The 8237-nt window shown below is 37.7% G+C and carries 10 protein-coding genes and 1 pseudogene; all 11 read left to right on the forward strand.

Annotated features, from left to right (window positions below; translation table 11 throughout):
- Nucleotides 1-579 (forward strand): nicotinate-nucleotide adenylyltransferase (locus tag HMPREF2887_RS03605; RefSeq protein ID WP_084740551.1); only part of this gene is annotated, 579 nt, incomplete at its 5' end.
- Nucleotides 569-1162, forward strand: coding sequence for a bis(5'-nucleosyl)-tetraphosphatase (symmetrical) YqeK (gene yqeK / locus HMPREF2887_RS03610; RefSeq protein ID WP_057489799.1), 594 nt, complete (start codon nucleotides 569-571; stop codon nucleotides 1160-1162). The genes HMPREF2887_RS03605 and yqeK, both read left to right, overlap by 11 nt.
- A complete protein-coding gene (gene rsfS, locus HMPREF2887_RS03615; RefSeq protein ID WP_057489798.1) occupies nucleotides 1163-1528 on the forward strand; it encodes a ribosome silencing factor in 366 nt (121 codons plus the stop codon).
- 68 nt (nucleotides 1529-1596) lie between these two features.
- Nucleotides 1597-2331: a class I SAM-dependent DNA methyltransferase gene (locus HMPREF2887_RS03620; protein ID WP_057489797.1), complete on the forward strand. Its 735-nt coding sequence runs from the start codon at nucleotides 1597-1599 to the stop codon at nucleotides 2329-2331.
- A 26-nt stretch (nucleotides 2332-2357) separates the two neighbouring features.
- Nucleotides 2358-3557 (forward strand): ATP-binding protein, encoded by a 1200-nt coding sequence (locus tag HMPREF2887_RS03625; RefSeq protein ID WP_041784034.1) that lies wholly within the window; start codon nucleotides 2358-2360, stop codon nucleotides 3555-3557.
- Between the two features lie 20 nt (nucleotides 3558-3577).
- Nucleotides 3578-4669, forward strand: a complete 1092-nt coding sequence (locus tag HMPREF2887_RS03630; protein WP_021001993.1) for a nucleotidyltransferase — start codon at nucleotides 3578-3580, stop codon at nucleotides 4667-4669.
- 112 nt (nucleotides 4670-4781) lie between these two features.
- On the forward strand, nucleotides 4782-5498 hold the full coding sequence (locus HMPREF2887_RS03635) for a YebC/PmpR family DNA-binding transcriptional regulator (RefSeq protein WP_003026093.1): 717 nt from the start codon (nucleotides 4782-4784) through the stop codon (nucleotides 5496-5498).
- A gap of 517 nt (nucleotides 5499-6015) precedes the next feature.
- Nucleotides 6016-6417 (forward strand): helix-turn-helix domain-containing protein, encoded by a 402-nt coding sequence (locus tag HMPREF2887_RS03640; protein WP_021001992.1) that lies wholly within the window; start codon nucleotides 6016-6018, stop codon nucleotides 6415-6417.
- A gap of 151 nt (nucleotides 6418-6568) precedes the next feature.
- A pseudogene (locus HMPREF2887_RS10080) lies at nucleotides 6569-7027 on the forward strand (SulP family inorganic anion transporter); the annotation flags it as partial.
- Nucleotides 7018-7236 (forward strand): hypothetical protein, encoded by a 219-nt coding sequence (locus HMPREF2887_RS10235; RefSeq protein ID WP_041784033.1) that lies wholly within the window; start codon nucleotides 7018-7020, stop codon nucleotides 7234-7236. The pseudogene HMPREF2887_RS10080 and the gene HMPREF2887_RS10235, both read left to right, overlap by 10 nt.
- Before the next feature lie 171 nt (nucleotides 7237-7407).
- The gene (locus HMPREF2887_RS03650; RefSeq protein ID WP_003026087.1) at nucleotides 7408-8232 is read left to right on the forward strand and encodes an amino acid ABC transporter substrate-binding protein; all 825 of its coding nucleotides are present in this window, start codon (nucleotides 7408-7410) and stop codon (nucleotides 8230-8232) included.
- The last annotated feature ends 5 nt before the right edge of the window (nucleotides 8233-8237 follow it).

Genomic DNA, 8237 nt, shown 5'->3' on the forward strand with positions numbered 1-8237 from the left:
AAAAAAAGAAAGCAAGTTGGGATTTTAGGTGGAAATTTCAATCCAGTTCACAATGCCCATTTGGTCGTAGCTGATCAAGTTCGGCAACAATTATGTTTAGATCAGGTCTTGCTGATGCCTGAGTATGAGCCACCACATGTTGATAAGAAATCAACGATTGATGAGAAGCACCGACTGAAAATGCTGGAGTTGGCAATTGAAGGCATTGAAGGTCTGGGAATTGAGACCATTGAGCTGGAGAGAAAAGGTATTAGTTACACCTATGACACGATGAAATTCTTGACGGAAAAACATCCAGATACAGATTATTATTTTATCATCGGAGCGGACATGGTAGACTACCTTCCCAAGTGGTATCGGATTGACGAATTAGTCGATTTGGTTCAATTTGTTGGGGTTCAGCGCCCCCGCTATAAAGCAGGAACATCTTATCCAGTTATCTGGGTAGATGTGCCGTTGATGGATATTTCTTCGAGTATGGTTCGAGCTTTTCTGGCTCAAGGTCGGACGCCGAATTTTCTCCTACCCAAGCCAATTTTAGACTATATTGAGAAAGAAGGGCTTTACAATGGGATATGAAACTTATGTGGAAATTTCTCGTGAGCAACTTTTAGTCAAAATGCAGCAGCTTTTACCAGAGAAACGTTTTAAACATTGTCTGGGAGTGGAACAAGCAGCGATTAACTTGGCAGAGCGCTTCGGAGTAGACGTAGAAAAAGCTGGTTTGGCAGGTCTGCTCCATGATTATGCGAAAAAGCTCTCTGACGAAGAATTTCTGGCGTTGATTGATAAGTATGATCTGGATCCAAAGCTGAAAGATTGGGGAAATAATGTTTGGCATGGCATGGTCGGCATTTACAAAATTCAAGAAGATTTAGGATTGAGTGATCCAGAAATTCTACGAGCTATTGAGATTCATACCGTAGGTTCTGCCCAAATGTCCGATTTAGATAAGGTGGTCTACGTAGCAGACTATATTGAGCCTAATCGGAACTTTCCAGGAGTGGAGCGGGCGCGTGAGATTGCTCACGTTTCGCTCAACCAAGCCGTGGCTTATGAAACAGCGCGTACAGTGGAATATCTGGCTCATCAGGGCTTGCCGATCTATCCCCAAACTTTGGAGACCTATAATGCACATGTGTACTATTTGAAAGAGGATTAAATGAAAGAAAAAGAATTATTAGAAATTGTTGTAAAAGCAGCAGATGAAAAACGAGCGGAAGATATCACCGTACTAGATTTGCAGGGATTGACGACGATGACTGATTATTTTGTCATTGCTAGCTCTATGAATAGTCGTCAACTAGAAGCTATTGCAGAAAATATCCGTGAGAAAGTCACAGAAGTAGGGCTGTCAGCTAGTCATGTAGAAGGGGATGCTGCTGGAGGCTGGGTGCTTCTAGACTTAGGTGGTGTGGTCGTTCATATCTTTTCCGAGGAAATGCGGAGTCACTACAACCTTGAAAAACTTTGGCATGAAGCAACAGGTGTTGATGTTGCTGCTTTGTTGGAAACAAATAAAGGGTAAGGCTGGGGAAATTCCTCGGCCTTTCAATCACTAGAAAGGACAAGTGCCGTTTCGGTGCGATTTAATGTATGACAACTTATGAAACCTTCGCATCAGTCTATGATGCTATTATGGATGATAATCTTTATGATAAATGGACCGATTTTTCGCTCCGCCATTTTCCAAAAAATAAGAAAAAGCTCTTAGAATTAGCTTGTGGAACAGGAATTCAATCCGTACGCTTTGCTGAAGCAGGTTTTGATGTGACAGGGCTGGATTTGAGCGAAGAAATGCTTGAAATCGCTCGTAAACGTGCCAAAGAAGCAGGTGAAGCTATTGAATTCAGACAGGGCAATATGCTTGATTTGTCGCAGGCTGGGAAATACGATTTGGTGACTTGTTACTCAGATTCAATTTGCTACATGGCCGATGAAGTTGAAGTCGGTGATGTCTTTCAGCAAGTTTACAACTGCTTGAACGAAGGCGGTGTTTTCGTTTTTGATGTGCACTCGACTTACCAGACAGATACTGTCTTTCCTGGTTATTCTTATCATGAAAACGCTGATGAATTTGCCATGATCTGGGATACATACGCCGATGAAGCCCCACATTCAGTCGTGCATGAATTGACCTTCTTCTTGCAAGACGAAGACGGGCGCTTCACACGCTACGATGAAGTCCACGAAGAACGCACTTACGAAATTCTGACCTATGATATTTTACTGGAACAAGCTGGATTTAAAACTGTTAAGGTTTATGCAGATTTTGAAGACCAAGCACCGAAAAAGGAAAGCAAACGTTGGTTTTTTGTGTGTGAGAAGTAGGGGAACTTAAGTGTGTTTGATTTTTAATGGGAAGTGGTGCAAAAATGAGCTGTTTTCAAAAAGGTAATATAAATAGTGATTTGGAATCTGAAATTATTAATCTGATTGAACTTCATCAAGAGGGAGAATATTGGGATTTTAAGCGTCAATGGTATGATTCTAGTAAAGTTGTTGATCTTTTACATGATATTATATGTATGGCAAATAATTTAGCTAATCATGACGCTTATATTATTATTGGTGTAGATAATGAAAATTTTTCTTTATATGATGTAGCTGCAGATCGAAACCGGAGGAATACTCAAAAAATTGTTGATTTTTTGAAGGATAAAAAATTTGCAGGAGATATTCGACCAATTGTAACTGTAAAACAAGTTTTAATAAAATCGTTTATTTTAGATGTGATAATAATTCATAATAGTAGACAAACACCATTCTATCTGAAAGAAAAATTCCAAAGTTTAAAAGCTAATCACATTTATACAAGAATCCAAGACAGTAATACTCCAAAAGATAAGTCTGCAGATATAGATAAGGTTGAATATTTATGGAAAAAAAGATTTGGTCTTGTTCAAACGCCAAATGAAAAATTTGAAATTTATTTAAAAGATTCAAAAAATTGGATGAATATTTCAGATAATACTATGGAAATGTATTATAAAATTTTCCCAGAATATAGACTAATTTATGATTTTGATGAAAGTCGACATGGTTATGAATATTATCACTTTTTTCAATCAGATTCTACTCCTAGTTATTTAAAAATACAATTATATTATCATCAAACTTTACTAGCAGATTTTGTAGGTTTATCTTTAGATGGTGGAAGATATGATACTCCATGTCCAGAAACCGATGGTATAGCTTTCAATGCCATTAGGGGATGGGATGTTATGTTTAAATATATGGAAAAAGATTCATTAATTTTTAAGCTTAATGAATTCTTGTATTGTAAAGAATATACTGATGATGCAAGAATCTCTAGAAATAATTTTTTTGAAAGCATTTTGGTATTTAACTCAAAAGAAGAAAGATTAAATTTTAAGCGATTTGTTAAAAGAAATTGGAAAGAATGCAGAAAACATTACTCTAGTGAAATTCAAAGTATTGTTCCTACAGTTCCAAAATTAGGAAATGGCTATACTGATGGTGCATTTAAGCAGGAATGTGAGGACATATGTATACTTCAAAAAATGTTAAGTGAATATAGAAGAATAGATTATTAGTATAAATTTAGGAGCACTCCATGACTGTTACTGGTATTATTGCTGAATTTAATCCTTTTCATAATGGGCATAAGTATTTGCTGTCGCAGGCTGAGGGGGTCAAGATTGTTGTCATGTCAGGCAATTTTGTCCAACGTGGTGAGCCTGCGATTGTGGATAAGTGGACTCGGACCCGAATGGCTCTGGAAAACGGGGCGGATTTGGTGGTTGAATTACCATTTTTGGTGGCTGTTCAGTCAGCTGACTACTTCGCACAAGGAGCAGTAGATATTTTAGAGCGCCTTAGTGTGAATAAGTTGACCTTTGGCACGGAAGAGGTCTTAGATTATCAACACTTTTCACAGATTTATATAGATAATCAACAGAAAATGGTGGACTACGTACAAAGTTTGCCAGATGATTTGTCTTATCCACAGAAAACACAGAAAATGTGGGAAAAGTTTGCTGGTGTGAAATTCACAGGCAATACACCCAATCACATTTTAGGACTTTCTTATGCCAAAGCTTGTGCTGGAAAGGCTATTGAGATTCTTCCAATCAAGCGTCAAGGAGCTGGCTATCATTCGCAAGAAGAAAATTTAAAATATGCCTCAGCTACGGCTCTTAGAGAGCGTCTTAATTGTCCAGACTTTCTGGAGAAATTTACCCCGGCTCATGAACTGCTGATTCAGTCTCCCAAAGTGACCTGGTCAGCACTTTATCCTTTGCTGCGTTACCAGATTATCAGTCATCCCGATTTGACGAGTTTTTATCAGGTTAATCGAGAACTTTCGGTACGCTTGCAGGAAGCAGTGAAAACCAGTTATAGCGCAGAGGAGTTGGTCGAACAAGTCGCAACCAAGCGATATACGAAAGCACGAATCAGACGAATTCTGACTTATATTTTGGTCGGTGCAAGAAATGATCAGTTGCCTAGCGGTATTCATATCTTGGGCTTTACTCAAGCAGGTCGAGAACATCTTAAAAAGATGAAAGGGAAAACAGACTTCGTCAGTCGCATCGGTCAAGAACCATGGGATTCCTTAACCCAGCGAGCTGATTGTATTTATCAGCTAGGGAATGCCCAACTGGAGGAGCAGAATTTTGGAAGAATCCCGATAATGATAGATTGATGCAAAAATTATATAGAGCTGGTTATTGTCAATAATTTGCTAGTGAAATTCAACCTGACTTGTGATATAATAGGAAAGATTGAAAAAGTGAAAATCTAAAGGAGAATATCCAATGGGACGTAAATGGGCCAATATTGTGGCAAAAAAGACTGCCAAAGATGGTGCAAACTCAAAAGTTTATGCTAAATTTGGTGTTGAAATCTATGTAGCAGCTAAAAAAGGAGAGCCAGATCCAGAATCGAACTCAGCTTTGAAATTTGTTATTGAACGTGCGAAACAAGCGCAAGTGCCAAAGCATGTCATTGACAAAGCACTGGATAAGGCAAAAGGAAACACAGACGAAACCTTTACAGAGGGGCGTTATGAAGGGTTTGGACCAAATGGTTCTATGCTCATCGTTGATACACTAACTTCAAATGTCAACCGTACGGCAGCCAATGTTCGCTCTGCCTTTGGTAAAAACGGTGGAAATATGGGAGCAAGTGGCTCAGTTTCTTATATGTTTGATAATAAAGGTGTGATTGTGTTTGCAGGAGACGATGCAGACAGTGTTTTTGAACAACTGTTAGAAGCAGATGTAGACGTAGATGATGTAGAAGCAGAAGATGGAAGCATTACAGTTTATACAGCACCAACAGATTTGCACAAGGCCTTGACTGCTCTCCGTGAATCTGGTGTAGAAGAATTCCAAGTCACCGAATTGGAAATGATTCCGCAATCTGATGTGACCTTATCAGGTGAAGACTTAGAAACATTTGAAAAGTTGTATGCTGTTTTGGAAGATGACGAAGATGTCCAAAAGATTTATACAAATGTAGAAGGATTTTAATAGTGAAGAAAGAGGTGGTGGGACAGAAGTAAATATTTTTAATTTTTACTTCTGTCCTACCACTGCAGGGTTGCTTAGATACTCTTCTGAGCTTAAAAAGCAAATGAAGAGTCCGACAGCTACTGCGTCAAGAGTTTTTTACTAATACAGATTGAGACTGAGATAATTTTGTCCCAGTCTCTTTTTTTGTTACTTACTAATCTCTCAGTGTTTTTTAAGAAATTTAGTTATAAGACCGTAACGTAAATATGTTGAGCTAGTATCTTCTTTACTTTGATAGAGTAGACATGAAGTTTGGTAGAAAAGGTGGCTAGCTAATAATATGTAGTTGAAGAGTGAGGTTGGTTTCCAAGACTGCTTGTTGTAGCTCAGCTTATTCTAAAAATTCAAATAAGGAGCGTAAAAAGCAGACAAACCAGTAATAAACTATAAGTTGAGAGAAGTAAACTATTGGTCGATTGAGTTTGTAAGAAAAGGTGCTACAATATAATTAGCAAATGGAGGGAGGAAAAATCTGATGAAAAAACAAACACTAGGTATGATGATTTCATCATTAAGGAAAGCAAAAGGGATGACACAATTAGAACTGGCTGAAAAGATGGGGGTCACTGATAAGGCTGTTTCAAAATGGGAAAGAGATTTATCCTATCCAGATATTAATACCATTCCTAAATTAGCAGACCTGTTTGATACATCGGTAGATGAGCTTATGCAAGGACAGACAGTGATGAAAGAAAACAAGAAAAATAGAAAATCTGATATTGTTGACACCGTGTTGAGAGGACTTGGAATAGCCATGGGGATTGTTGTAGTGGTTTTATCTGCTTTAGGAAAAGTGGACACTAAGGCTGCACTGACAATGCTTGGACTTGGTTTAGCCAGCCTTTCTATCTCCTCACTAAAGGATAGAAACGAATGAGAATAATTGTTAAAGGCGTTGGTGAAATAACTATCGCCTTTTCTGGTAAGTTTTCATATTCAGGTCATCTAGAGATTTTACATGGGGTTATATTACAATGGTAATAAGATTCTCGCAAGCGTCTGGGAACAGGGAAAAAGAGGAGGGGAAAATGGACGCTTTTAAGCATATCAATCCTAAGTTTTTAGTATGGTAAAGAATTATTCGGGTGCACAATTTGTCAAAGACCTTGTAGCAAGGATTATCGTGGCAATTATTGCCTTACCATTGTCAATTGCTTTAGCGATTGCTTCGAGGGTCAATCCAGAGCAAGATGTTTATACAGCTGTTGTAGTTGGTTTTTTCATTCCCTTTTTTTAGGTGGGAGTCGTGTTCAGATTGGTGAACTAATAGCTATTTTGTTGTTATCATTTATGGAATTATTGCGCAGTACGGTCTATCTGGTCTGACAGTAGCCACTTTCTTAGCTGGTCTAATGCTCATCGGCATGGGTTTGTTGCATTTTGATGATCTGATTAAATTTATTTCAAAGACCATCACTGTTGGCTTTACCCTTGGAATTGCCGTTGGAATCATCGTTGGACAAATCAAGGACTTATTTTGTCTGAACAAGGTAAAAATGTCTTAATTCTTCGTATGCGCAGTGTGTCTGCAATGGATATTTCAGGATTGGATGCTCTTGAAGAGATCCTTGGCAAATGTCAACGAACAACCTTACCATGTCATGGAAAAGCAAGCTTTATTGATAGAGTTGGTGCAGACAACTTTTGTGCTAATATTGATGTCGCTTTAACGCGCGCAGCTAGTTTAGAAAAGTAATTGAGTTTTCCACTATTCGTCAAATGTATCAATGTTTGGTAAAAATCGGATTTCGTTTAGCTCTACTTGATAAAGAAAATCTATCACTTTGATAAAAATCAAATAATAGTCAAGAAGGAAAATATTTGATATGATAAGACTTATCTTAATGAAAGAGGTTATTATAGGAATATGAAAAAAGTGTTGAAATATTCTTCTTTAGCAGCCCTTGGTTTTTTGACAATAGGAGCTTTAGCAGCGTGCTCCAATTCAAAATCAACGACTTCATCTGGAAAAACAGAAATTAAAGTCGCAACGAATGCTTCACCAAAACCATTTAACTATGAAGAAAATGGTAAACTAACAGGTTATGAAATCGAAGTAGTTCGTGCGATCTTCAAAGATTCTGACAAATACAAGGTAAAATTTGAAACAACAGAGTGGTCAGGTATTTTCGCAGGTCTGGATAGTGATCGCTACCAAATGGCAGTGAACAATATCAGCTATACAAAAGAACGTGCAGGTAAGTATTTGTATGCAGCTCCGACTGCTAAAAATCCAAATGTCTTAGTAGTGAAAAAATCTGATAAAACTATTCAATCATTGGATGATATTGGTGGTAAGACAACAGAAGTAGTGCAAGGGACAACGACTGCCGCACAATTAGAAAAATACAATCAAGCACATGCTAACAATCCAACGAAAATTAGCTATACAAAAGCGGATTTTCAACAAATTATGAACCATTTAAACGATGGAAAGTTTGATTATAAGATTTTTGATAAAATCGGTGTTGAAACAGTTATTAAAAATCAAAAACTGGACCACCTAAAAGTGATTGATTTACCAAGCAATCAACAACCTTATGTTTATCCGCTTTTAGCAAAAGGACAAGATGAGTTGAAAACATTTGTTAATAAGCGCATTCAAGAGTTGTATAAAGACGGAACTCTGGAAAAATTATCCCAAAAATTCTTTGGCGGTAGTTACTTGCCAGCGGAAGCAGATGTGAAATAAGAGAA

Source organism: Streptococcus sp. HMSC071H03, assembly GCF_001813035.1.
Classification (GTDB): Bacteria; Bacillota; Bacilli; order Lactobacillales; family Streptococcaceae; genus Streptococcus; species Streptococcus anginosus.

Coding starts and splice junctions, on each gene's coding strand:
- HMPREF2887_RS03625 (WP_041784034.1), top strand. CDS start 2,358: ATGGGAAGTGGTGCAAAAATGAGCTGTTTTCAAAAAGGTAATATAAAT.
- HMPREF2887_RS03650 (WP_003026087.1), top strand. CDS start 7,408: ATGAAAAAAGTGTTGAAATATTCTTCTTTAGCAGCCCTTGGTTTTTTG.
- HMPREF2887_RS03620 (WP_057489797.1), top strand. CDS start 1,597: ATGACAACTTATGAAACCTTCGCATCAGTCTATGATGCTATTATGGAT.
- HMPREF2887_RS03630 (WP_021001993.1), top strand. CDS start 3,578: ATGACTGTTACTGGTATTATTGCTGAATTTAATCCTTTTCATAATGGG.
- HMPREF2887_RS03635 (WP_003026093.1), top strand. CDS start 4,782: ATGGGACGTAAATGGGCCAATATTGTGGCAAAAAAGACTGCCAAAGAT.
- HMPREF2887_RS03640 (WP_021001992.1), top strand. CDS start 6,016: ATGAAAAAACAAACACTAGGTATGATGATTTCATCATTAAGGAAAGCA.
- rsfS (WP_057489798.1), top strand. CDS start 1,163: ATGAAAGAAAAAGAATTATTAGAAATTGTTGTAAAAGCAGCAGATGAA.
- yqeK (WP_057489799.1), top strand. CDS start 569: ATGGGATATGAAACTTATGTGGAAATTTCTCGTGAGCAACTTTTAGTC.